At 64.8% G+C, this 22,376-nt stretch carries 23 protein-coding genes; 10 read left to right on the top strand and 13 right to left on the bottom strand.

The annotated features are described in order from the left end of the window. Window positions 1-4: 4 nt before the first annotated feature. Window positions 5-334: a DUF5997 family protein gene (locus tag ACTXPP_RS12695; RefSeq protein ID WP_443342478.1), complete on the bottom strand. Its 330-nt coding sequence runs from the start codon at window positions 332-334 to the stop codon at window positions 5-7. A gap of 46 nt (window positions 335-380) precedes the next feature. Between ACTXPP_RS12695 and ACTXPP_RS12690 the strand changes: the two genes are divergently transcribed. The 4 genes from ACTXPP_RS12690 (at window position 381) to ACTXPP_RS12675 (ending at window position 3,773) form a co-directional block, all read left to right on the top strand. Further along, complete coding sequence (locus ACTXPP_RS12690; protein ID WP_301498162.1) at window positions 381-971, top strand: LysR family transcriptional regulator substrate-binding protein; 591 nt, start codon at window positions 381-383, stop codon at window positions 969-971. Window positions 972-1,119: 148 nt separating this feature from the next. Continuing rightward, complete coding sequence (locus ACTXPP_RS12685; RefSeq protein WP_301498164.1) at window positions 1,120-1,701, top strand: LGFP repeat-containing protein; 582 nt, start codon at window positions 1,120-1,122, stop codon at window positions 1,699-1,701. A gap of 94 nt (window positions 1,702-1,795) precedes the next feature. Further along, entirely contained in the window at window positions 1,796-3,196 is a 1,401-nt protein-coding gene (phoH2, locus tag ACTXPP_RS12680; RefSeq protein WP_301498165.1) for an RNA 5'-3' helicase PhoH2, read from the top strand. 37 nt (window positions 3,197-3,233) lie between these two features. After that, entirely contained in the window at window positions 3,234-3,773 is a 540-nt protein-coding gene (locus ACTXPP_RS12675) for a GNAT family N-acetyltransferase (protein WP_443342474.1), read from the top strand. A 47-nt stretch (window positions 3,774-3,820) separates the two neighbouring features. Here ACTXPP_RS12675 and ACTXPP_RS12670 read toward each other — a convergent pair whose 3' ends face one another. From ACTXPP_RS12670 to glpX, 5 genes are all read right to left on the bottom strand, one after another. Beyond that, window positions 3,821-5,389, bottom strand: a complete 1,569-nt coding sequence (locus tag ACTXPP_RS12670) for an MDR family MFS transporter (protein WP_443342472.1) — start codon at window positions 5,387-5,389, stop codon at window positions 3,821-3,823. 81 nt (window positions 5,390-5,470) lie between these two features. Continuing rightward, window positions 5,471-6,187 carry a TetR/AcrR family transcriptional regulator gene (locus ACTXPP_RS12665; protein WP_301520769.1) on the bottom strand — a complete coding sequence of 239 codons (717 nt, stop codon included), beginning with the start codon at window positions 6,185-6,187 and terminating at the stop codon, window positions 5,471-5,473. Window positions 6,188-6,260: 73 nt separating this feature from the next. Further along, the gene (locus ACTXPP_RS12660; protein WP_301498964.1) at window positions 6,261-7,154 is read right to left on the bottom strand and encodes an RNase H family protein; all 894 of its coding nucleotides are present in this window, start codon (window positions 7,152-7,154) and stop codon (window positions 6,261-6,263) included. A gap of 163 nt (window positions 7,155-7,317) precedes the next feature. Continuing rightward, on the bottom strand, window positions 7,318-8,715 hold the full coding sequence (locus ACTXPP_RS12655) for a class II fumarate hydratase (RefSeq protein ID WP_443342470.1): 1,398 nt from the start codon (window positions 8,713-8,715) through the stop codon (window positions 7,318-7,320). 143 nt (window positions 8,716-8,858) lie between these two features. Continuing rightward, window positions 8,859-9,815, bottom strand: a complete 957-nt coding sequence (gene glpX / locus ACTXPP_RS12650) for a class II fructose-bisphosphatase (protein WP_443342480.1) — start codon at window positions 9,813-9,815, stop codon at window positions 8,859-8,861. A gap of 224 nt (window positions 9,816-10,039) precedes the next feature. Between glpX and ACTXPP_RS12645 the strand changes: the two genes are divergently transcribed. Further along, entirely contained in the window at window positions 10,040-10,612 is a 573-nt protein-coding gene (locus tag ACTXPP_RS12645) for a DUF4245 domain-containing protein (protein WP_443342467.1), read from the top strand. 34 nt (window positions 10,613-10,646) lie between these two features. On the opposite strand, the gene ACTXPP_RS12640 is transcribed toward ACTXPP_RS12645, so the two are convergent. From ACTXPP_RS12640 to ACTXPP_RS12615, 6 genes are all read right to left on the bottom strand, one after another. Next, window positions 10,647-10,898, bottom strand: a complete 252-nt coding sequence (locus ACTXPP_RS12640) for an exodeoxyribonuclease VII small subunit (RefSeq protein WP_301496945.1) — start codon at window positions 10,896-10,898, stop codon at window positions 10,647-10,649. Continuing rightward, complete coding sequence (xseA, locus tag ACTXPP_RS12635; RefSeq protein WP_443342464.1) at window positions 10,891-12,219, bottom strand: exodeoxyribonuclease VII large subunit; 1,329 nt, start codon at window positions 12,217-12,219, stop codon at window positions 10,891-10,893. Before xseA ends, ACTXPP_RS12640 begins: the two co-directional genes overlap by 8 nt. Before the next feature lie 150 nt (window positions 12,220-12,369). Further along, window positions 12,370-13,089 carry a DUF6542 domain-containing protein gene (locus tag ACTXPP_RS12630; RefSeq protein WP_301496942.1) on the bottom strand — a complete coding sequence of 240 codons (720 nt, stop codon included), beginning with the start codon at window positions 13,087-13,089 and terminating at the stop codon, window positions 12,370-12,372. Between the two features lie 19 nt (window positions 13,090-13,108). Then, the gene (locus tag ACTXPP_RS12625) at window positions 13,109-14,758 is read right to left on the bottom strand and encodes an AI-2E family transporter (RefSeq protein ID WP_443342462.1); all 1,650 of its coding nucleotides are present in this window, start codon (window positions 14,756-14,758) and stop codon (window positions 13,109-13,111) included. 57 nt (window positions 14,759-14,815) lie between these two features. Next, entirely contained in the window at window positions 14,816-14,995 is a 180-nt protein-coding gene (gene metS / locus ACTXPP_RS12620; RefSeq protein ID WP_301496939.1) for a methionine/alanine import NSS transporter subunit MetS, read from the bottom strand. Continuing rightward, complete coding sequence (locus tag ACTXPP_RS12615) at window positions 14,992-16,668, bottom strand: sodium-dependent transporter (protein WP_443342459.1); 1,677 nt, start codon at window positions 16,666-16,668, stop codon at window positions 14,992-14,994. The genes metS and ACTXPP_RS12615 overlap by 4 nt, the downstream gene beginning before the upstream one ends. Window positions 16,669-16,814: 146 nt before the next feature. Here ACTXPP_RS12615 and ychF point away from each other — a divergent pair, with 146 nt between their 5' ends. Beyond that, window positions 16,815-17,900, top strand: coding sequence for a redox-regulated ATPase YchF (gene ychF / locus ACTXPP_RS12610; protein ID WP_443342457.1), 1,086 nt, complete (start codon window positions 16,815-16,817; stop codon window positions 17,898-17,900). 99 nt (window positions 17,901-17,999) lie between these two features. Here ychF and ACTXPP_RS12605 read toward each other — a convergent pair whose 3' ends face one another. Then, window positions 18,000-18,434: a hypothetical protein gene (locus ACTXPP_RS12605; protein ID WP_301525698.1), complete on the bottom strand. Its 435-nt coding sequence runs from the start codon at window positions 18,432-18,434 to the stop codon at window positions 18,000-18,002. On the opposite strand from ACTXPP_RS12605, the gene ACTXPP_RS12600 reads away from it, so the two are divergent. The 4 genes from ACTXPP_RS12600 to ACTXPP_RS12585 all read left to right on the top strand — a co-directional run bounded on the left by ACTXPP_RS12600 (window position 18,343) and on the right by ACTXPP_RS12585 (window position 22,374). Further along, window positions 18,343-19,107, top strand: coding sequence for an alpha/beta hydrolase (locus tag ACTXPP_RS12600; protein WP_443342455.1), 765 nt, complete (start codon window positions 18,343-18,345; stop codon window positions 19,105-19,107). The two genes, ACTXPP_RS12605 and ACTXPP_RS12600, sit on opposite strands and share 92 nt — an antisense overlap. An 837-nt stretch (window positions 19,108-19,944) precedes the next feature. Next, a complete protein-coding gene (locus ACTXPP_RS12595; protein WP_443342453.1) occupies window positions 19,945-21,597 on the top strand; it encodes a sulfatase-like hydrolase/transferase in 1,653 nt (550 codons plus the stop codon). A 79-nt stretch (window positions 21,598-21,676) separates the two neighbouring features. After that, window positions 21,677-22,024 carry a YchJ family protein gene (locus ACTXPP_RS12590; RefSeq protein ID WP_301521091.1) on the top strand — a complete coding sequence of 116 codons (348 nt, stop codon included), beginning with the start codon at window positions 21,677-21,679 and terminating at the stop codon, window positions 22,022-22,024. Further along, the gene (locus ACTXPP_RS12585; RefSeq protein ID WP_301521090.1) at window positions 22,024-22,374 is read left to right on the top strand and encodes a DUF2200 domain-containing protein; all 351 of its coding nucleotides are present in this window, start codon (window positions 22,024-22,026) and stop codon (window positions 22,372-22,374) included. Before ACTXPP_RS12590 ends, ACTXPP_RS12585 begins: the two co-directional genes overlap by 1 nt. Window positions 22,375-22,376 lie beyond the last annotated feature (2 nt).

Genomic DNA, 22,376 nt, shown 5'->3' with positions numbered 1-22,376 from the left:
GTGCTCAGGAGTTGCGGTTCTCCGCCAGGGTGGTCCGTGCGCTGCGCAGCCACTCCGGCTGATCGGCCAGCAGTTCCTTGATCTCGGAGGTGGTCAGTGGCTTGTCCATGTCATTGGCTTTCAGTGCCGTGATGGTGATCCCCAGCTTGCGAGCGACCTCCGGGCGCGGGTGCGGCCCCTCGCGACGCAGCGTCTGCAGCCATTCCGGCGGGTCGGACTGCAGGGCGACGAAGTCCGTGTGGCTCAGGGGCGAGTCCTGGAACTCCTGCGGTGTCGCCGGGAGGTAGATGTTCAGCTTCTTCGCCGCGGTCTGGGGCTTCATCATGTCACTCATGTCTCCAGAGTCTAGTCCGACATCCTCGCTCGATAGGATGGCACCCATGAATCATCTCAAGGTCGTTTTCGCGCCCGGCGTCGTGCCGGGAAAGTGGTTGGGTCGTTTCGATGAGCGGATCACCGGATGGCAGGCGGCAGCCGCACAGTCGGACGATCCGCTGGCGCACGTGCTTGCAGGGCGCGCCGACATCGCCCTGTTGCGGCTGCCCGGCGGTTGGGAGGGGATGGACGACCACCGGATCGACGATGCGGCGATGCAGCGTCAGGGCCTGCACCGGGTGGTGCTCTACGACGAGCAGGCCGGAGTTGTGGCGCCGAGGGAGCATGCACTGGAAGCCGTCGGCGAGAACGAGATGGTGCGTCCTGCGGATATAGAGGACGAGATGCTGCTCTACCGCGGCGTCGACCCGGCAGCGGTGCGGGAGAATCTGGAGGTCGTCGCCGCCAATGTCGGCATCGTGGTCGCGCCGCGTCCGCTACTTCGTTCGGTGAACCGCAGAGGGGTCATCCACCGCAATCTTGACGGCGCGGGAGTCTCGAGCATTGCGCTGGTGTGGCGGATCGACCGAGACGACGAGGTCATCCAGCAGTTCGTCGGCATCTGTCGAGGTCGGCGGGCATCCAGCAGTCGGTAGATAGCAATATCCTATCTGTGGTGCGTTGCACAGTTCTGATTTATTGTGGCGGTAATCACTAAAAGACCCTCGGTTGTCTGCTACACATGTCGTTGCACGATAACCACTTTTCTCCAACAAGAAAGGTCTCATTCAGATGAGGATTTCGATGCTCAAACGTTCCGCCGCTGCCGTCGCTGCCGGTGGACTCCTGCTCGGCGCAGCAGCCTGCAGCGATGATGACGACAGCGACACCACCAGCACCACCGATGCAACGGCTGGGGCGGTCGACGACCTGGACGGTGCCGACGGTGGCGCCGATGCCACCGATGGTGCCGAGGGTGGCGCCGATGCCACCGATGGTGCCGAGGGTGATGACGCCGAGGGTGCAGGCAATGGCGCCGACGGTGAGCTCTCCGAGGGACTGGCCGCCGCCTATGAAGAGTTGGGCGGCGAGACCGGTGAGTTGGGCGCCCTCCAGAACGTTGAATCCGGGGATGCCGGCACGCTCGCCACCTTCGACAACGGCTGGCTGACTGAGTCCGCCGACGGCACCGTCACCCCGCTGGTCGGCGAGATCGGGAACACCTGGGTCACCGACGGTGGCCTGGAGAATGAGCTCGGCCTGCCGACCGCCCCGGAGACCGGGGACGCGGCCACCGGCTGGCAGCAGACCTTCGAGAACGGCACCCTGTCCTGGGTCAACGACGGCGCGGGCAACTGGTCGGCCGACATCCAGCCAGGGCAGTAACCCCGTACAGAGGTCGGGAAGTCGTGCCATGAGTTCATCCAGATTTCATCTGACAACCATGTGATTTCTATCCCCGCCTCTTACCGTCGGGGCCATGACCAACACCACCACAACCAACACCACCACCACACCTCATTACGGCGCGGACCAGACGGGCCACACCGGCATTCCCGGTGTGGTCCGTACCTATGTCGTCGACACCTCCGTCCTCCTGTCCGACCCCTGGGCGCTGCTGAAGTTCGCCGAACACCAGGTCGTCCTGCCCATCATCGTGATCAACGAGCTGGAGGCGAAACGCCAGCACCCCGAGCTCGGCTGGTTCGCCCGCCAGGCGCTCGGCCTGCTGGAGGACTTCCGCCGGACCACCGGGCGACTCGACGAGGAGATCGAGGTCACTCCGGAGGGCGGGACGCTCCGGGTGGAGCTCAACCACATCGACGAGTCCGTCCTGCCCGCCGGGCTGCGCGACCGTGACATCAGGGCCACCGACGGCACCGACAATGACCGCCGGATCCTCGCCACCGCCATCAACCTGCGCTCTGAAGGCCATCACGTCACCCTGGTCACCAAGGACGTGCCGTTGCGGGTCAAGGCCGGCTCCGTCGGCCTCGACGCCGACGAGTACCGGGCGCAGGACGTGGTGCTCACCGGCTACGAGGGCATGGTCACCGCCGAGGTTCCCACCCAGGTGATCGACGACCTTTTCGCCGAGGGGGCGGTCGACGGTGCCGGGGTCGTGGATGACGTCATGGACCTGCCGGTGCACTGCGGGGTGCAGCTCAGCGCCGGTAGTCAGTCCGCCCTGGCCCGGGTCGCACCGCACGGGGTACTCCGGCAGGTGCCTCAGGAGCGGGAGGCTTTCGGGTTGCGTGGACGCAGTGCCCGGCAGCGCGTCGCCCTGGACCTGTTGCTCGACGAGGACATCGGCATCGTCTCCCTCGGGGGATCCGCCGGCACCGGAAAATCGGCGCTGGCGTTGTGTGCTGGTCTCGAGGCGGTGCTGGAACGTGGCAGTCACCGTCGCATCGTGGTCTTCCGCCCGCTCTACGCTGTCGGTGGCCAGGACCTCGGCTACCTTCCCGGCGACGAGAACGAGAAGATGAACCCGTGGACCCAGGCGGTCTACGACACCCTCGACGGCCTGGTCAGCGAGAACGTCCTCGATGAGATCGACGACCGCGGGCTGCTGGAGGTGCTGCCGTTGACCCATATCCGGGGCCGTAGCCTCCACGACAGCTTCGTGATCGTCGACGAGGCGCAGTCGCTGGAACGTAACGTCCTGCTGACCGTCCTGTCCCGGATCGGGCGCAACTCGCGGGTGGTGCTGACCCACGACGTCGCACAGCGGGACAACCTCCGGGTCGGACGCCACGACGGCATCCAGGCGGTCATCGAGAAACTCAAGGGCAATCCACTGTTCGCCCATGTCACGTTGACGCGGTCGGAGCGTTCCGCCATCGCCGAACTCGTCACCGACCTGCTCGAAAACGGTTGAGGACGCACACCGTGCCTTCGCGGTCTACAATCTCCTCATGACTTTCACGATTCGTCCCATGCGGGAGGACGACTACGATCAGGTCGCGGAGATCCAGCTCTCTGGATTGAACACCGGTCACGCCACGTACGAAGCACAGATCCCGACGTGGGAGGAGTTCAACACCCACAAGTTCCCGGATCTCATGTTCGTCGCCGATGAGGACGGGACAATCCTCGGCTGGGTGACGGCCTCGAAGTTCTCCTACCGCGATGTATTCAGCGGTGTGGTCGAGGATTCGGTCTATGTGTCACCCGACGCCGCCGGCCGGGGAGTGGCCGGGGCACTGCTGGACCACCTCATCGAGGTGGCCACCGAGCGGGGCTGCTGGTCGATGCATTCCACGATCTTCCCGGAGAACGAGGGCTCGCTGAAGCTGCACAAGTCCCGTGGCTTCGTCGAGATCGGTGTGGCACGGACCATGGCGAGGATGAACTATGGACCGATGGAAGGTCGCTGGCGCGACATCGTGATGCTGCAGAAGGTCCTGGAGGGCGGTCCGGCCCACCCGGAGTACCGGCAGCGCATCGCCGACTAGCTGGGCTTCCCCCCCCCCACTAGCTGGGCTCTTCCCGGAAGGTACAGCTAGTCGAGGGTCTCCTTGAGCTTCTCCTGCCGGGTGAACAGCAGGATAACCGCGGCGATGACCGCCAGGGGGGTCAGTACGGCGAAGATCGGGACAAGTGCGTCGTTGTAACTGGTGATCACGGCTTCGTGCAGTTCCCTGGGCAGCTGGGACACCATGTCGGGGGTCAGGTTGTGCGACCCGGAACCGGAGAACGTGTCGGCGTACTCCGCGGCGTCCGGACCCAGCTCGGTCATGGCGTCCGGAACCCGCTCGCCCATCATGCTGGTGAGTCGGGAAGTGAACACCGAGCCGACGACGGCGGAACCCACCGACATGCCGATCAGGCGGAAGAAGTTGTTGGACGCCGTGGCGGTGCCGACCATCGACAGCGGGAAGGCGTTCTGCACCATCAGCACCAGGATCTGCATCGCGCAGCCCAGGCCGAAACCGAAGACATACAGCACCAGACCCAGGTGCAGCAGGCTGTCGTGGCTCTCCAATCCGCCGAGCAGGAACAGGCCGACGGCGGTGATGGCCATGCCGATCACCGGGTACCACTTGTAGCGCCCCGTCCGGCTGACCACGAAGCCCAGGATGATCGAGGTCGGCATCATTCCCAGCACCATCGGGATCATCATCAGGCCGGCCTTCGTCGGCGACATGCCGTGGACCATCTGGATATAGGTCGGCATGTACGACAGCGCGCCGAGCATGACGACACCGATCACCAGTCCGGCGAGGGTGCACAACACGAAGTTGCGGTTGCGGAACAGGTCCATCGGAATCAGCGGCTGGTCGGCCTTGAGCTCCACGAGGACGAAGAGCACCGCGCAGACGACCGTGGCGATCAGCAGGCCGATGATGGTCGGGGAGTCCCAGGCGTAGTCCTTGCCGCCCCAGGTGATCGCCAGGATCAGGGTGGTGGCGAAACCGGCCATGAACACGGTGCCCCAGACATCCAACCGGGCGTGGCCGCTGCCACGGGCGGGCAGGCGCATGGAGGTTGCCGCGATGATGATGGCGACCAGGGCGAGCGGGACGTTGAACCACAGTGCCCAGCGCCAGCCGGGGCCGTCGGTGAAGAAGCCGCCGAGCAGGGGGCCGAGCACGGAGGAGAACCCGAAGACCGAGCCGATCAGTCCCATGTACTTGCCACGCTGACGGGCGGGGACGATGTCGGCGATGATCGCCTGCGAGAGCACCATCATGCCGCCGCCGCCGAGGCCCTGGATGGCACGTGCGGCGATGATCACCCAGATGCTCTGGCCGAGTGCACCGATGACGGAGCCGACCAGGTACATGCTCAGGGCGAAGATGAACAGCGGCTTGCGGCCGATCTGATCGCCGAGCTTGCCGTAGATCGGCAGGCCGATGGCCTGCGCCAGCAGGAAGGCGGTGATGACCCAGCTCATCTGGTCGACGCCGCCGAGCTCACCGACGACGGTGGGCAGGGCCGTGGCGAAGATGGTCTGGCCCAATGACACCAGCAACATGCCGAGCATGAGGCTGACGAAGACCAGGGGGACGTTGTTCTTCGGTGCCGGGGTGGCGGGGGCGGGTTTGTCGATCTTCTCAAGTGGTGCCATGGGGACCGGCGTCCTCTTTCCTGATGTCGTCGTGGATGTGTTCTCGTTGGTGGTGACGGGCGGCGCGGTGACGCCTGTCGGTCAGCCCCGGCCCCAACCGGTGGCATAGGCGCCGGCCAGGCACGTCAGCCGATGGCCGGTGTGGATGATGTTCTCCTGCTTGGACAACTCGGGATCTTCACGGTGCAGCAGGTTCGCGGTCGCCAGGATCTCGCGGATCAGTGCAGTAAGCATCAGTGCCTCATGCTCCGCCGGAATATCGCTGTATTGTCGACGCTCCGGAAAGTTGCCGAGGAAGCCGATGATGCTTTCCAGGATGCCACCGGCGAACGTGTCGAACCGGCGCATACTGGCCGCGCTGAGCAGGGGGGTCCGGCTGACGATGTCGCGCCGCCGGGCCCGGACCGCAAGACTGATGGCCCGGTCGGGCGAGAGGTCCAGAGAGGTGTCCGGGTCGTTGTCGAGGGAGACGGCGACATGGTGCAGGATGTCCCGCACGATGTTGTCGGAGTCTCCGGTGGCGAAGCCGTCCAACACCTCCGCCGGGATCGGCGGGATGCCATGACCGGCTGCGACCTGGTCTTTGGAGTCGAAGTAGTTGAAGAAGCTGCGTCGGCTGATGCCGGCGGCTTCGCAGATCTCGTCGATGGTGACCTGGTCGAATCCGCGCTCGAGGATGAGCCGGGTTCCGCAGTCCTCGATACGCAGCCGGGTCTCCCGGCGTTTGCGCTCGCGGAGTCCGCAATCGCTGGCCTTCAGAGCCGGGGCGGAGTCTGCATCATGGTCTGTATCAGTCACCCAGTGTTTCTACACCCGGTGAAAAGTTGCACGCAATGCAACGATATTTACCTCACCCCCTTATGGGGTGTGGTCAGTTCACTCGTGTGACCTGGTGGTGGCGGAGTACCGGAGAGTCGGCATCAGTCAGCCACACCGAGGACCGCACCGTCCTGCCGTAGGGGCCGGTGGTCGTCGAGGACACCAGCACGACACCAGGGGAGACTTCGTCGGCGACCACGTCACCGATCTCTACGCGCTGGAACCCCCGCAGTGGGGCGAGCGACGCCAGGAACTCGGCCCGGTTGAATACCTCGCCGCCGGCATCGATGACCTGCAGGTCCGGGTGCAGCAGCGCGCCCGCTTTGTCGTGGTCGCTGCGCACCTCATCGGTGTACAGGGCGATCTCCCGGTCAGCACTACGGGATGCCAGGTCGGCGTCGGTGGTGCCGGCGGCGGCAGTGGCATCGTCAGACGCAGCATCGACATCGCCGGACGCGGCGGCGGCCCGCCCGTCGCCGAGCCCCGGGCCGACGTCCGGTGCCGCACCCTTCGAGAAGGCCGTCGCCGCGGCGTTGGCCCGACTGTCCGCAGCCTCGTTCATCGGGTGTCCGGCATGCCCCTTGACCCACTGGAACTCGATATCGCGCCCGACCAGGGCGGCGTCGATGGCCTTCATCAGGTCGACGTTGAGGACCGGCTTGCCGTCGCGCTTCTTCCAGCCCTTCTTCTTCCAACCGGGCATCCACTTGGTGACCGAGTTGATCACGTACTGGGAGTCGCAGAGCACCACCAGTGGTTCGCCGGCGGTGGCAGGGTCCGCACCGGTGGTCTCCAGCAGGTCGAGGACGGCCTTGAGTTCCCCCATGTTGTTGGTCCCGTGGGCCCATCCGCCGGCACTCCAGGTGTCGTCGTCGATGTACCAGGCCCACCCGGCGGGGCCGGGGTTGCCGAGAGCTGAACCGTCAGCGGCTGCGGTGATCGTCATGGGACTCAACGGTACAGGTGCCGACGGGGAGACCTTCCGGGGGCTGACGCCCCGGTGAAAAAGACAACGTGCCGGACAGGGAACTCCCTGTCCGGCACGCTCTACCGGCACCTTGTACCGGCATGGTCGCCGCCCGTGTGGACGACGATCAGGACCTCAGCGACTAGTCGCGGTCGGTGTTGGCCATCGCCAGCACGTCGAGGCGCTTGTCCAGCTCTTCCTCGCTGAGCTTGTCCGGGACGAAGCCCATGTCGATCACGGTCTGGCGGATGGTCTTGCCCTCGGCCAGCGCGGTCTTGGCCACCTTCGCTGCAGCCTCGTACCCGATCGCGGAGTTCAGCGGGGTGACGATGGAGGGGGAGGACTTCGCCAGGGTGGTCATCCGCTCGGTGTTCGGCTCAATGCCGTCCACCAGACGCTCGGCGAAGACGCGGGAGGTGTTGGCAAGCAGCTTCGCGGACTCGAGCACGTTGCGGGCCATCACCGGGATGAACACGTTGAGCTCGAACTGGCCCTGGGAGCCGCCGAAGGCGATGGCGGCGTCATTGCCGATGACCTGTGCGGAGACCTGGGTGGCGGTCTCACACAGCACCGGGTTGACCTTGCCCGGCATGATCGAGGAACCCGGCTGCAGGTCGGGCAGGCGGATCTCGCCGAAGCCGGTCAGCGGGCCGGAGCCCATCAGCCGGATGTCGTTGGCGATCTTGTACAGCGACACCGCGATGGTGCGCATCGCGCCGGAGAACTCGACCAGTGCGTCACGGGCGGCCTGGGCCTCGAAGTGGTTCTCGGCCTCGGAGAGCTCCTGGACACCGGTGAGCTTCTTGAGCTCCTCGGTGACCTTGGCACCGAAGTCGGCGGAGGTGTTCAGCCCGGTACCGGTGGCGGTGCCGCCGATGGCCAGCTCACCCAGGCGGGGCAGGGTGGCCTCGACGCGCTGGATACCCAGCTCGATCTGGCGGGCGTAGCCGCCGAACTCCTGACCCAGGGTGACCGGGACAGCATCCATCAGGTGGGTGCGGCCGGACTTGACCTCGGCCTTCCACTCGTCGGCCTTGGCGGTCAGGGAGGTGTGCAGCACCTTCAGGGCCGGGATCAGGTCGGTCACGGCGGCCTCGGTGGCGGCGACGTGGGTGGCGGTGGGGAAGGTGTCGTTGGACGACTGGCCCATGTTCACGTCGTCGTTCGGGTGGATGTCCACGCCGTTCTGCTTGGCCAGCGAGGCGATGACCTCGTTGGTGTTCATGTTGGACGAGGTGCCCGAGCCGGTCTGGAAGACATCGATCGGGAACTCGTCGTTGTAGGTGCCCTCGGCGATGGCCTTACCGGCGGCGATGATGGCATCGGCCTTGGTGCCGTCCAGTGCGCCGGAGTCCTTGTTGACCTGGGCGCAGGCGGCCTTCAGCAGACCCATGGCGCGGATCTGGGCGGCCTCCAGCGGACGGCCGGAGATCGGGAAGTTCTCCACGGCACGCTGGGTCTGGGCACGCCACAGGGCGTTGACCGGAACCTTGACCTCGCCCATGGTGTCGTGCTCGATGCGGAATTCCTGCTCGCTCATAATGACCTGTCGTGTCCTTCCTGGGGTTTGTGACATCTGACATATAAGGGTACCCGCACCGTCTCGGAAAGCGGAGGTGCGGGTGCAGTTCGGGGGAGAAAACCTCCTCCGGTGCCGCTGCCGGCGCTGGAGGAGGCAGGGGACTACACGTAGTCCTGGACCTCGTACTCCTTGAGCTTCTGCAGCTGGTGGGTCGCCTCGATGGAGCGGATCGTACCGGAGCGCGAACGCATCACCAGGGAGCGGGTGGTGGCCCCACCGGAGCGGTAGCTGACACCGCGGAGCATGTCACCGTTGGTGACGCCGGTGGCCACGAAGTAGCAGTTGTCGGAGGCCACCAGGTCGTTGGTGCCCAGCACGGCATTCAGGTCCAGGCCGGCGTCGACCGCCTTCTGGCGCTCCTCGTCGTCCTTCGGGGCGAGGATGCCCTGGATCTCGCCGCCCATGCACCGCATGGCGCAGGCGGTGATGACACCCTCCGGGGTTCCTCCGGTGCCCATCATGAGATCGACGGCATTGCCGTCACCGGCAGCGGCCACGGCACCAGCGACATCGCCGTCACCGATCAGACGGACCTTCGCACCGGCAGCACGGATCTCGGCGATCAGGTCGTAGTGGCGTGGACGGTCCAGCACCATCACGGTGACGTCGGAGGGGTGGACACCCTTGGCCTTGGCGACGGCGTTGATGTTGTAGGCCGCAGGAGCCTCGATGTCGACTGCGCCGGCGGCGGCGGAGCCGACGGCGAGTTTGCGCATGTAGTACACGGCGGAGGGGTCGTACATGCTGCCGCGCTCGGCGGCGGCGAGGACCGAGATGGCGTTCGGACGGCCCTCGGCCATCAGCGTGGTGCCGTCGACCGGGTCGACGGCGATGTCCACGGCCGGGCCCTCGCCGGTGCCGACCTGCTCGCCGTTGAACAGCATCGGGGCCTCGTCCTTCTCACCCTCGCCGATGACCACGACACCGTTCATCTGCACGGTGTTGATCATCCGGCGCATGGCGTCCACGGCCGCACCGTCGCCCTCGTTCTTGCGCCCGCGACCGACCCACTTGCCGGACGCGAGGGCGGCGGACTCGGTCACGCGGACCAGTTCCATCGCCAGGTTCCGGTCCGGTGAGGTGTTGGGCACCGCCGCGGGGGGAGTGGGGTCGGTGGGGTTGCCGGGGGCGGAGCTGGAGGTCATGACGCGCAACTTTCTGAGTCGAGGAGTGACGGTTCTTCTCCCCATTGTTCCACGAGCGCACCCGCCACCGGCGGGCGACTAGGGATCGGGGGTGGGTGTCTGCCATAATCAAGGCCGTGAAACTCGAGAAACCGCGCATGTTCACTTCCACCCGGGATCTGCTGCTCTCCTTGGGAGTGCTGGGGGCGATCATGGCTTTCTCGGTCGGGTTCACCGGGATGTGCAGTTACAACCCGGGCCCGGCGGATACCGGAGGCCCGGTCAACGAGGTCGACATCGACACCATCCTCGAGTCCGAGGCCAGGGCGTTGAACTTCCCGGTGCGCAACCCGGATGTCCCGGACGACTGGGAGGCGAACTCCGGCCGACGTGTCGCCGTGGATGGCGAAGCGGCCTCGACGGCCGGCTGGGTCGTCGACGAACGGTATTTCGTGTCGCTGACCCAGACCGACGTGGAGTTGGAGGACGCCGTCGACTACCAGGACGGTGTCGACAACGCATTGCGTGAGAAATCCGGGACCCACACCAGTCAGGGCACGGACGGTCCGGTCACCTGGACCATCTACACCGGCGACGATGCGCGCACCCTCTGGGCCGCCGAGCTGGACGAAGTGACCCTGATGCTCTCGGGCACCGCGACCCGTGAGATGTACGAGACGATGGCTGACAAGGTGGTCACCGCCGACCCGATCGACATTGGCGCCGACTGACTCCTAGCAGAGACGTCCTGACGCGGCCCGCCGCTCAGCTGTCTTCGGCGTCGGCCTCGTCAGCGTCGCGCTGCGCGAGTGCCTTCTCGACGCGCTCGGACGCTCCGTTCAGGTAGCGCTCGCAGTAGGCGGCGAGTTCCTCGCCACGCTCCCAGTAGCGTAGGGACTCGTCCAGGCTCATCTGACCGAGCTCCAGTATCTTGACGACCTCGACGAGCTCATCGCGGGCCTGTTCGTAGGAGAGCTCCTCGAGGGGGCGGAAAGTCTGCTGGGTGTCGTCACTCATCGGTGGCGGTGTCCTCTCTGGTTACTGGGTCGGTGTCTGCAGTGTCGGTGTTGTTTGTGGTGTCGGACCCGGGGGTCCTGGTCACTCCCATTGCCGCGGCGGTGACCGAGCCGTCCATCACGCGGATCCGCAGTTGGGAGCCGGGGGAGACCTCGTCAACCGTGGTCACGACCCGGGCGGGTGAGTGGTCGCGGGGCAGGACCTGCACCACCGAATAGCCGCGCTGCAGGGTCTGCGCCGGGCCAAGGGCATTGACCTGGGCTTTCAGTGAAGCGACCTGGGAGCGCATTTCCCGGATCACCAGGCCGAGCGCACGGTCGTTGCGCTGCCGTGCCTCTCCGACCAGGTCACGCTGCCGGGTGATCGGCAGCAACGGGTCGGCGAGCACCGGACGGGAGCGCACCGTGGCCAACCCGCGCTTCTCGTTGTTGACCCAGGACCGCAGTGCCACGGCGGCGCGTCCGCGGAGCTCGGCGACCAGGGACAGTTCCGCGGCAACGTCGGGGACGACCCGTTTGGCGGCGTCGGTCGGGGTGGCGGCCCGCAGGTCGGCGACATTGTCGAGGACCGGGTTGTCCGGCTCGTGGCCGATCGCGCTGACCACCGGGGTGGTCATCCGACTGACATACCGGACCAGGGCTTCCTCGGAGAAAGGGAGCAGGTCCTCGACAGAGCCACCGCCGCGGGCGATGATGATCACGTCGACGGTGGGGTCGGCCTCCAGCTGGTCGAGCGCGGCAATCACCTGGGGAACGGTCTGCGGGCCCTGGACGGCGGTATTGATGACCTCCATCTGCACGCCCGGCCACCGGTCCTTCGCCACGGCGAGGACATCGCGTTCGGCGGCCGATCCACGTCCGGTGATCAGACCCACCCGCGTCGGCAGGAAGGGCAGTGGACGCTTCAACCGCGGGTCGAAGAGCCCTTCGGCGGTGAGCGCCCGCTTGAGCTGTTCGATTCGTGCCAGCAGCTCGCCGACGCCGACGTGCTGGATCCGGGAGACCCACAGTGAGAACGAGCCGCGGCCGGAGTAGTAGGCGGGTTTGCCGTAGACCACCACCCGGTCCCCGTTCTTCAACGGGGTCGGCAGGGAGTTCAACAGCTGGGTCGAGCAGGTCAATGGCACGGACTGTTCGACGTCCACGTCGCGCAGGGTGAGGTAGGACAGCTTCCAGGTCGGCTTCATGTTGACCTGGGTGATCTGGCCTTCGACCCACAGGTGGCCGAGACGTTCGATCCAACCCTTGACCTTGTCGTTGACCACATGGACCGGCCACGGGGTCTCCGGAGAAGTGGGGGCGGGTGCTGACGCTTCTGACATGGGACTGATTCTAGAGGTCTCGTGAGGTCGGGGTCGTCAGAGCGTCATCCGTTGTGGATAATGTATCCACATCCGGTCCGATGGCTCAGCCCACCAGGGGTGATGTGGCACGGGCGACGAAAAAGGTCGAGTTTGCTGACCCCGGGCGTCCTAATCGAGGTCGAGTGGACGGTCCTGGCTGGGGGACGACCTGTTGCGACGCTCGCTGGCGCGGCGAAGCTCAGCTGCAGATCGGGTACGCGAGTGCGCCTCCTGGCTGGGGGGACGCTCTGGTGCACGCTCAGCGTGGAGTGCAGTGGTGCGTCCGACGGGCTGCCCGGAGGTACGCCCGGAGTCATGTCCAGCGTTAAGTCCAGAGTCACTCCCGGCGTCGCGCACCCGGGTGTTCAGCCGTTGGTTCGCCTCCTCGGCGTGGGCCAGTTTCGTGCGCTGGGCCCGGCGCTGCCGGTCCTGGCGGGACAGTGCGGCGGCGTCCAACTGGTAGCGGGCGACGGCGACGATGATGCACAGCACCACGGCGGTGCCCAGCCAGAGGAAGTGCTCGACGGACGGCCACGCCGCCTGGATCAACGCGACACGGCGGTCGCCGGAGGTGAAACCGTCCCAGTCGCTGACCAGGCCGATGCCGGTCAACCCGAAGAACCAGAAGAAGGGAAGCAGGACAACGGTGAGGAACAGTCCGCGCAGTTCCACCAGCGCGGTACACACCACCGCGGAGATGAGGAAGAGAAGGGCGTAGGACGTCCCGATACCACCGAGGACGACTCCGGTCAGGATGACCGCCAGCATGACGAGCAGCGGCGCCCAGACGGGAATGAGGCCCCGTCGGTTGAGCGGAGCCTCGTCAGTGGTACTGGTTTCGGAAGTCACGCGCGCTGATGTTACCGGATCAGTCCGTCTGCTTCGAGGTGGTGTCGCCACCCGGCTTGTCGGAGTCTCCGTCATCGGGCTTCTCAGCCTCGTCCGACGTGTCTGATTTATCGGGGTCAGGCAGCAGCGGGGCGAGGAAGCGGCTGAAGGGCTTTGCGTCACTCTTCTCGTCCTCCGTCAGGGAGCGACGCCAGTTCTGCCAGCGCTCCGCCGCATGCTCCCGTTGTGCCCCGGTGTTCTTCCCCGCGGTGGTGGCGAACTCGATGTCACTGGAGTGCTTCTCGCCGGTGGCCAGGTCGGTGAGGTCTCCGATGTACCGGAAGATCTCGATGACCACTGCGGCGACCGGGACAGCGAGGAAGGCGCCGATGATGCCGTAGAGACCGCTACCGACGATCACCGACAACAGCACGATGACCGCGTGCATCTTCATCGCCTTGGCCTGCAGTACCGGCTGCAGGATATTGCCTTCGAGCTGCTGGACGGCGATCACGACACCCAGGACGATCAGGGCGGTGGTGAAGCCGTTGGCGACCAGGGCCACCAGCACCGCCAGTGCACCGGCGGTGAAGGCACCGACGATCGGGATGAAGCCACCGAAGAAGGTGATGATCGCCAGTGGTCCAGCCAGGGGGACACCGAGGATGACCAGGCCTAGGCCGATGAAGAAGGCGTCGATGAAGCTCACGATGGCCTGGGTGCGGATGAATCCGCCGAGGGTGTTCCAGCACCTGGTCAGGACCTCGGTGAGGTGCCAGCCGACCCGGCGACCGGTGATCCGGCGGACCATGGGCAGGAATTTCTCGCCGTCCTTGAGGAAGAAGAAGATCAGCACCAACATCACGAACAGGGTGATCAGGGCCGAGGTGATGGCGGAGACACCGGTGACGGCGGTCTGGGTGATCTGGGAAGACTGGTCCTGCAGCCAGGATGTTGCCTGATCAAGCATGTTGTCGAGCTGGTCGCTCTGCAGGTTCAGCGGTGGACCGGCGACCCAGTCGAGGATTGTCTGGACGCCTTGGGTACCGCTTTCGACGAGCTCCGGGATCTGCTTGCTGACACTCGGTGCGATGGCGGCGATGATTCCGATGAAGGCACCGGCGAAGCCGATGATCGTCAGCAGCACCGCCAGGGCGTTGGGAACACGCCACTTGCGGAGTTGGTGGGTGAGCGGCCACAGCACGGTGCAGACGATGATCGCCAGCACGAGGGGGAGGATACCGGCCCAGAGTTGGGAGGCGACGAAGCCGGCTACCCAGAGGCCGGCGGCGATGACGAGGAAGCGCAGACTCCAACCGGCCGCCCAGCGGGCGGAGGTGCCGATGACCTCGGCACGGTCCCGCTGCTCGTCACCGGGACCGACTTCTTTATCTGACTGCAGGACCGAGGACTGGTCGTCCGGGACCTCCAGCGACGGGTCATTCTCCAGTCGGAGAGAGTCGGATGCGGGTTCCTGGTCGGTGACAGGACCCTCATCGGGCAGAGGCAGCGACACCTCGGGGTCCATACGGCCGGACCCCATGAGGATGTCCGCGAAGTCCCGGCCGTCCACGACGTCGCGCGGGTCGGGACCGCCGGGGCTGGCCTTGCGGTTGCTCCGGGCAGGACGGCCGGACTGGTCCGGGGTGCCGTCGGTGGGGTTCTCTGAATCACTGCTCACCCGCACCATTGTGCCCTATAAGTGGCACGATCGGCAGGGTTGTGACGGAGAGCCGTGCGAATAGGGTCAGTTCGCGTGACGGTTCGGGGCACGCAGCAGCAGCGATTCGTCGTCGGTGCCCGGCAGAGTGACCAGATCGCCGGTCTCTTCGTCGATCTTGCCGCGCAGTCCGAGGATCGCCAGGACGAGGCCACCCCAGATCACGACGATGAACAGGATCAGCATGATGATGGCGCCAGTGCTCATGACCGGTCACTCTCCTTCTGTGAGGTCTGGCCGGCTGCGGCACCGACGGTGAACTGGTTGGGGGCCTTGGTGTCTCGGGTGCCGACCGGCACACCGAAGTCGGAGCCCGGGACGCCGTCGAGCACGGCGGTGGCGCGGTACTTCACGGAGACGAGGATGATGCCGACGATGGCGACGATGATCAGTACCGACCAGCCCCAGGTGAGTACCTGGCCGGAGGTGTAGTCGCCGTAGCCGTCCTTGATCAGGTTGATCAGCTCCTGGACCAGGGTGTACACCAGCACGATCGGGGTGATGATGAAGGCGCAGGTCTTCCAGATCGCCCCGACCTTGAACGAGGAGACTGCGTTGAGGTGTCGCTGCATCTCGGCGGTGCGTCGCAGTACGTAGGCGATGACGACGGTGGCGAGGATGGCGCAGAAGACGATGCCGATGTTGTTGGTGAACTTGTCCACGATGTCGATGGCCATCAGACCGGTGGAGGTGGAGAAGATCACGCAGGAGATGATCGCCATGGGCACACCGACCAGGATGGCGACGCGCTGACGAGGCACGCTGATCTTGTCCGCGACGGCGGAGATGACGACCTCGATGATGGAGATCAGCGAGGTGATGCCGGCGATGAAGAGGCTGCCGAAGAAGAGCACACCGAACAGTCCGCCGGCGGGCATTTCGTTGATGATCGCCGGGAACGCCATGAAGGAAAGCCCGATGCCGGATTCGGCGACCTCGTCGACCGGGACACTCTGCTGGACGGCCATGAAGCCGAGGGCGGCGAAGACGCCTATACCGGCCAGGACCTCGAAGGCGGAGTTCGCGAAGCCGGTGACCAGGCCCGTGGCGGTCAGGTTGGTCCGCGGCTTGAGGTAGGAGGCGTAGGTGATCATGATGCCGAAGCCGATGGACAGGGAGAAGAAGATCTGTCCGTAGGCAGCGATCCACACACTCGAATCAGTCAGTGCGGACCAGTCAGGGGAGAACAAGGCATCCAACCCGGTGGCTGCACCGTCGAGGAACAGGGCGCGGATGACAAGGATGATGAAGAGGACCACCAGAATGGGGATGAAGATCATGCCCACCCGGCCGATACCGGCCGAGACGTTGAGTGCGAGCACGGCGATGGTGATGATCCACACGACGATCATGGCGATGAGAATCGGCCAGACGACGTTTCCGGAGAACAGACCCCCGTCGCCGAGCTGGTCGGACTCCAGGAAGTCGTTGGCGAAGTAGGACGACGGGTCGTCGCCCCAGCCCTTGTTGAAGGACTTGAAGATGTAGAGGCCGGCCCAGGCGAGGATGACCGCGTAGTACAGGCCGATGAATGCGGCGACACCGGTCTGGAACCAGCCGATGATCTCGGCCTTGGGGTGCAGCCGACGGAACACCATCGGAGCCGACCCGCGGAAACGGTGTCCCAGGCCGAAGAACAGCCAGAGCAGCGGAATGCCCGCAGTCAGCAGGGCGAAGAGGTAAGGAATCAGGAAGGCGCCGCCGCCGGATTCATAGGCGACGTAGGGGAAGCGCCAGATGTTGCCGAGGCCGACGGCAGAGCCGATGGCAGCGAAGATGAACAGCATCCGCGAGTTGAATGCGTCGCGGTTGACTTTCGCATCCTTGCCGTCGGCAGCAGCAGCCGGTGTGTTCTGACCGGCGGGAGCGTCTGCGGACATGTGTGTCCTCCAAGAAGGTTCACTTGAAACGAGTATGGAAAGTGCTAATCGTAGCTGCCAGTGGACTGCCAGGAAAGACCCGGTGTGCCCGTAGCCTCAGAGGGGGTGGCGTGGTTGTTCGATGAGGAGACGTTAGGATGGGGTCCGTGACCCTTACTCTCGGAATCGTCGGCTTGCCCAACGTTGGCAAGTCCACCCTGTTCAATGCCCTGACCCGTAACGATGTCCTCGCGGCGAACTACCCGTTCGCCACCATCGAGCCCAACGTGGGCCTGGTGGAGTTGCCAGACACCCGCCTGGACCGTCTGGCGGAGATCTTCACCTCCGAGCGGATCCTGCCGGCGACGGTGTCCTTCGTCGACATCGCCGGCATCGTCAAGGGTGCCTCCGAGGGTGAGGGGATGGGCAACGCCTTTCTGGCGAACATTCGCGAGGCGGACGCGATCTGTCAGGTCGTCCGTGCTTTCTCCAATGACGACGTGATCCACGTCGACGGCCGCGTTGACCCGGCGTCCGATATCTCGGTGATCGAGACCGAGCTGATCCTCGCCGACCTGCAGACCGTGGAGAAGGCGGTGCCGCGTCTGGAGAAGGAGGGGCGTAAGGACCGCGACAAGGCGGACCAGGCGACCGCCGCCAAGCACGCCCAACAGATCCTGGAGGACGGCCGCACACTGTACGCCGCCTCGGTCTCCGGCGAATTCGACCTGACCGGGGTGCGAGAGCTGCACCTGATGACCGCCAAGCCCTTCCTGTACGTCTTCAACTCCGACGAGGCCGTGCTCACCGACGAGGCTCGCAAGGACGAGTTGCGCGCCCTGGTCGCCCCGGCCGACTGTGTCTTCCTCGATGCGGAGACCGAGGCAGAGCTGCTGGAGCTGGACGATGAGGAGGCCGCGGAGCTGCTGGCCTCGGTCGGTCAGGACGAGCCGGGCCTGCAGACCCTGGCGAAGGCTGGTTTCGCCACCCTCGGCCTGCAGACCTACCTGACGGCCGGCCCGAAGGAGGCCCGCGCCTGGACGATCCCGCAGGGTGCGACCGCCCCGCAGGCCGCCGGTGTCATCCACACCGACTTCGAGCGCGGCTTCATCAAGGCCGAGATCGTCAGCTTCGCCGACCTGGACGAGTACGGCACCATGGTCGAGGCCCGTAACCACGGCAAGGTCCGCCAGGAGGGCAAGGAGTACGTCATGGCTGACGGCGACGTCGTGGAGTTCAAGTTCAACGTGTGATCGTCCAACGGTACGAAGTAGCGCGCCGTATGGCAGAGGGGCTCCGCGTCCCAGCGGCCGTGGATCGTTTCAGCCTGCGTGAAAGAAGCCTCGACTGCCTTACTCAGTAGGCTCCTTCGGTTTAGCCGGGTCTTTCTTGACCCACTCGATGATGCCGTTGAAGACAAGCTCTGCGAGTGAGATCACCCGTTCCAGGTCCTCCGATGCCGAGATGAGCACGAGTTGAGACATCACTCCGGACATAGCCCCCAACGCGAGCGACACGCCCGGATCGCGTTCAGGTAAACCCAGCTCGTCCGCCATCAACTGTAGAGAGATTCGCTCCGCGTCCCTCATCTGTGGCGTGGCGGACAGGGTGAGCGCTGGATTTGACGCGAAGATAGCCGCCCGTAATGACCAGATTTCTATGTCCCGGTGCTCGACCTCGGAGTTCATCCAGGCGATGACAGTGTCTGTGAGCTGCCTATGTCCGCGGTTGGCCTCGAGAGCTTCGACCAGACGTGCGGCGGCGGACAACGCCCTCAGCTCGACCACGTTCGCTCTCGGACAGCAGGCGGCACTCGAGGCCGGTTACAACGTCGTGGCGCCCGGATATGCGCTCGCCCCGCAGAACCCCTATCCGGTGCCGACAGTTCAACTTTCCCAGGCCGTAGAGTTTCTCAAAGAGCACGGTGCAGAGTACGGGATCGACATGAACAGGGTGGTGATCGAGGGTGGCAGCGCGGGCGGGTACATCGCTGCTCAGTATGCGCTGATCCAATCCAATCCCGACTACGCCGCGAGGACCGGCATTGAGCAGACGATCGACCCAGACGCACTTCAAGCCGTCGTTCTTGACAGTGCGCCGCTTGATACCGGGGACCTCGCCACGGAGGCCCCGTCGCTGTCAGATGACTTCGTTTTCGATTTCGCCGCCAGGGCATTTTTGGGGACCTCCCCGTCGACCCTGGAGGAAGCGCAGATTATCGACAATGTCACTTCCGCCTATCCTCCAACCTTCATCGATGACGGCAAGATCGGAACCTGGCCGCACCAGGCACAGCGACTTTCTGATCGGTTGGATCAACTCGGAGTACCGACACAGCTGTACCTGGTGCCGCGCAGTGAAGCAGACCTACCGCACGCATACGTCGGTGGTGATCTCGAGCCATGGGTCGGGCGCTACAACGAACAGAAGCTCCGATTTCTCGCGGAGTTCGTCCGCTAGTCGCTGACAGGGGCCTCCACATGGAGAGGGATCGGGTACTGGGATCAGGTCCACTCCGGTCTTGGGGTGCTACAGCCAGAGGGTGGGCTGTAGTCGTAACGTCGTGGAGTTCACGTTCACCGTGTGATCCCGAAGAAGCACTCCGTCGGGCTGGTCGATATCCCCCCTGGGATCGCAGGTCACCTGATGACCGTCGCCCAGCGGGTTGCGCAGGGGCTGAAAGACTCTGACGATCCCTCGGTTCCGAGACGACGGTTTCACGATTGGGGCGGTCGGACAAAAGAGGCACAGTGGTCCCCAGAGCACCACACTCCGTGCGACGTAGGTCCCGATGGTGGCCGATCGGCCGCTGGGCGTGAACAGGTCGCACCAACCGGTCAACAGTATGGCGGGGAAGACGGTCACCAGCACGACGCCGATCTGGGTTGTCGTCTGGCGGAGCAGACTCCGCCGCCTTACCCTTCCGCCGCCCTGCCACCGGGGTGGGGCGGACAGGGTCGGTCCGCGGGAGTGTGACGTTTACCACCCTCCCCGCGTGGTGGTGATTTTTCTCGCTGTGATACCTTCTTCTGTTCGCATGTGTCGGGGGTACCCGTCATTGACGCAGTACGCCACTCTGACCTGGTTCGACTCTGCGTGGTGGGCGATGTCCCTGGTGGTTTCGAGGATTCTTTCCCGGATTGGTTCGTCGCGACACATTAGGTGAACTATGGTTGAAGTTCGATTGAAGGCAGGGTAAAGGTACTAGTCATCGCAGTATCTCACTGCATGTTGGTGCTGTCCGCGTCCGCTTGGCGCGGCATGGGAAAGGTGTTGGATTCATTGTCGAGTTCTCGCATGGGTAAGACGAAGCGCGTGGGTTCCGTCCTGGGCAAGGTCATGGTGTACGTGCTGATCTGGCTGGGCATCACGCTGCTGTTCGCCGGCATCGGCATCCACATCTTCTGGGGTTCGATCTCGGTCGACCAGATGATGATGAACCTGGTCGCCGCCCAGGCAAACGGCGGTGGCGGTGCACTGGTGTGGATCGGCATCTTCGGCTTCGGTGTGGCCCCGGTCGCACTCACCCTGCTGATCGCATATCTGCGTCACCGGTACGTGCGGGGAGTACACCGGAAGCATGCTGCAAAGGTCGAAGCAGCTGAAGCATCTGACGCGACTGAGCTGGCAGAAGCAGCCCAGGTTGTCGAGTCGAGTACGGCAGCGGAATCCGACAAGTCCGGTGAGGCCTTCCAGCTTCCCAAGGTGCCACGTATGTCCAAGGTCGTCCCGGCGCTTACCGTGACTGCTCTCGTCGCTGGCGGCGCCATGGCCTTCGGTTCCTCCGTGCACGTCACCGAGTACATCCGTGCGTCCAACTCCGACTACACCATGGACGAGTACTACAAGGCCCCTGTGGTCGCTGACTCCTCGGAGAAGCGAAACATTGTCCTGATCTACCTGGAGTCCGGCGAGGAGACGCTCACCGATACCGAGCTCTTCGAGAAGGACGCCTTCGAGCCGCTGAAGAACGTCACCCGTGAAGAGGACGGCTGGTCCAGTGTCGCCGACCTCCAGCAGTACGAGGGCGGCGGTTGGACCATGGCCGGCATCTCCGGCACCCAGTGCGGTGTGCCGCTGAAGGGCAACGGTTTGCTCAACGGTAAGTCCGGCTTCAACGTCCTCGGTGAGGTGGACGACTACCTCGGTGGGTTGACCTGCATGGGTGACATCCTCAAGGGCGAGGGCTACCACCAGGTCTTCATGGGTGGTGCCATGGGCTCGTTCGCGTCCAAGGACACTTTCCTGTACTCCCACGGCTACGACGAGAGCTACGGACTGGAGCACTGGCGCGAGCAGAATGAGCCCGAGGACCAGATCCGCGCCGACTGGGGCCTCAGCGACCAGCGTCTGATGGCCAACGCCAAGAACAAGGTCGACGAGCTCCACGCACAGTCCCAGGAGACCGGTCAGCCCTTCAACCTCTCCATGCTGACCGTGGACACCCACGAGCCGGTCCACATTCACCCGTACTGCGACGTGGACACCGAGGAAGAAGTCACCTCGATGTTCCAGTGCTCGCAGGAGCAGGTCGCTGATTTCGTCAACTACATGGACTCCCAGGGGTACCTGGAGGACACCGCCGTGGTGATGATGGGTGATCACCTCAAGCACATGGGTGCCAGCAACGCTTTCCACGAGCAGCTCGACGATCACCCGAACCGCACCATCTTCAATCGTTTCTGGATCCCCGGTAACGACCCGCGGCACGCCACCATGCGTCCCGGTGTCGACCAGATGAGCATGATGCCGACCATTCTGGAGGCTGCCGGCATCAGGATGACGAACGACCAGGCTGGCCTGGGTGTCTCCGCCTATGACTCGGTGATCCCCGAGGGCTCCGCTCAGGCACTGTCCCCGGAAGCCTACGAGGACCTCATGAAGTCCCGCTCCGCAGAATTCTACGAACAGGCCTGGGAGGGCCAGGAACTCGAGAAGTTGGAGAAGTAGCCGACGACGGCGCTTTCCACTCCACTTGAGGTTCCTGCGCAATCCGGGACCCGGACAACCAGTCGACACAGACAAAACCGTGACAGAGCGAACCGAGCCAGCCCAGCACGTAGATCGTGAACCGACCACCGCTGAGGAGCTGATGCGCTCCCGCTTCGAGGCTTTCCGCGGTAGGGACGTCGACTGGTTGTTGCGTACCTGGCACCCCTCGACGCGTCCTGAGGAGCTCGACCTCACGGGAAACCCCCGGTGGCGCGGTCTGCAGATCGTGGACACCCTGGACGGGGGACCGGGCCACGAGACCGGAATCGTAGAATTCCGTGCCACCTACCTCACCGCCGACGGTACACTCGGCGTCCAGCACGAGCGCTCACGTTTCGTGCGCGACGCTGGGCGCTGGTACTACGTTGACGGTGAGGTTCACTGATGACCGAGCACAAGATCTTCTCGATGGCCTGGGGCAGGCTGTACCCGAACTGGGTCGCCAAGGCGGAGCGCAAAGGGAGGACCGCTGCCGAGGTCGAGGAGATCTTCTGCTGGTTCAGCGGCCATACGGCTTCCAGTCTCGCTGAGACGCTGGACTCGGAGATGACGGTGGGGGAGGTACTCGAGACGATGCCGCATCCGAACCCGTCGAGGGAGCTGATTACCGGGGTGGTGTGCGGCGTCCGGGTCGAGGCGGTCGAGGATGGCCTCATGAGGGAGCTGCGTTACATCGACAAGCTCATCGACGAACTGGCCAAAGGCAAGGACATGGAAAAGATTCTGCGCGGCTAGCC

Source organism: Candidatus Corynebacterium faecigallinarum (assembly GCF_052264515.1).
GTDB lineage: Bacteria > Actinomycetota > Actinomycetes > Mycobacteriales > Mycobacteriaceae > Corynebacterium > Corynebacterium faecigallinarum.
The sequence above is the reverse complement of the archived record's forward strand: the minus strand, read 5'-3'. Positions and strand labels throughout refer to the sequence as shown.

Bases quoted from the DNA above. Each gene is read 5' to 3' on its own strand.
- ACTXPP_RS12695 (WP_443342478.1), bottom strand. From the start codon at position 334: ATGAGTGACATGATGAAGCCCCAGACCGCGGCGAAGAAGCTGAACATC.
- ACTXPP_RS12690 (WP_301498162.1), top strand. From the start codon at position 381: ATGAATCATCTCAAGGTCGTTTTCGCGCCCGGCGTCGTGCCGGGAAAG.
- ACTXPP_RS12685 (WP_301498164.1), top strand. From the start codon at position 1,120: ATGCTCAAACGTTCCGCCGCTGCCGTCGCTGCCGGTGGACTCCTGCTC.
- phoH2 (WP_301498165.1), top strand. From the start codon at position 1,796: ATGACCAACACCACCACAACCAACACCACCACCACACCTCATTACGGC.
- ACTXPP_RS12675 (WP_443342474.1), top strand. From the start codon at position 3,234: ATGACTTTCACGATTCGTCCCATGCGGGAGGACGACTACGATCAGGTC.
- ACTXPP_RS12670 (WP_443342472.1), bottom strand. From the start codon at position 5,389: ATGGCACCACTTGAGAAGATCGACAAACCCGCCCCCGCCACCCCGGCA.
- ACTXPP_RS12660 (WP_301498964.1), bottom strand. From the start codon at position 7,154: ATGACGATCACCGCAGCCGCTGACGGTTCAGCTCTCGGCAACCCCGGC.
- ACTXPP_RS12655 (WP_443342470.1), bottom strand. From the start codon at position 8,715: ATGAGCGAGCAGGAATTCCGCATCGAGCACGACACCATGGGCGAGGTC.
- glpX (WP_443342480.1), bottom strand. From the start codon at position 9,815: ATGGAACTGGTCCGCGTGACCGAGTCCGCCGCCCTCGCGTCCGGCAAG.
- ACTXPP_RS12645 (WP_443342467.1), top strand. From the start codon at position 10,040: ATGTTCACTTCCACCCGGGATCTGCTGCTCTCCTTGGGAGTGCTGGGG.
- ACTXPP_RS12640 (WP_301496945.1), bottom strand. From the start codon at position 10,898: ATGAGTGACGACACCCAGCAGACTTTCCGCCCCCTCGAGGAGCTCTCC.
- xseA (WP_443342464.1), bottom strand. From the start codon at position 12,219: ATGTCAGAAGCGTCAGCACCCGCCCCCACTTCTCCGGAGACCCCGTGG.
- ACTXPP_RS12625 (WP_443342462.1), bottom strand. From the start codon at position 14,758: ATGGTGCGGGTGAGCAGTGATTCAGAGAACCCCACCGACGGCACCCCG.
- metS (WP_301496939.1), bottom strand. From the start codon at position 14,995: ATGAGCACTGGCGCCATCATCATGCTGATCCTGTTCATCGTCGTGATC.
- ACTXPP_RS12615 (WP_443342459.1), bottom strand. From the start codon at position 16,668: ATGTCCGCAGACGCTCCCGCCGGTCAGAACACACCGGCTGCTGCTGCC.
- ACTXPP_RS12600 (WP_443342455.1), top strand. From the start codon at position 18,343: ATGACAGTGTCTGTGAGCTGCCTATGTCCGCGGTTGGCCTCGAGAGCT.
- ACTXPP_RS12595 (WP_443342453.1), top strand. From the start codon at position 19,945: ATGGGTAAGACGAAGCGCGTGGGTTCCGTCCTGGGCAAGGTCATGGTG.
- ACTXPP_RS12585 (WP_301521090.1), top strand. From the start codon at position 22,024: ATGACCGAGCACAAGATCTTCTCGATGGCCTGGGGCAGGCTGTACCCG.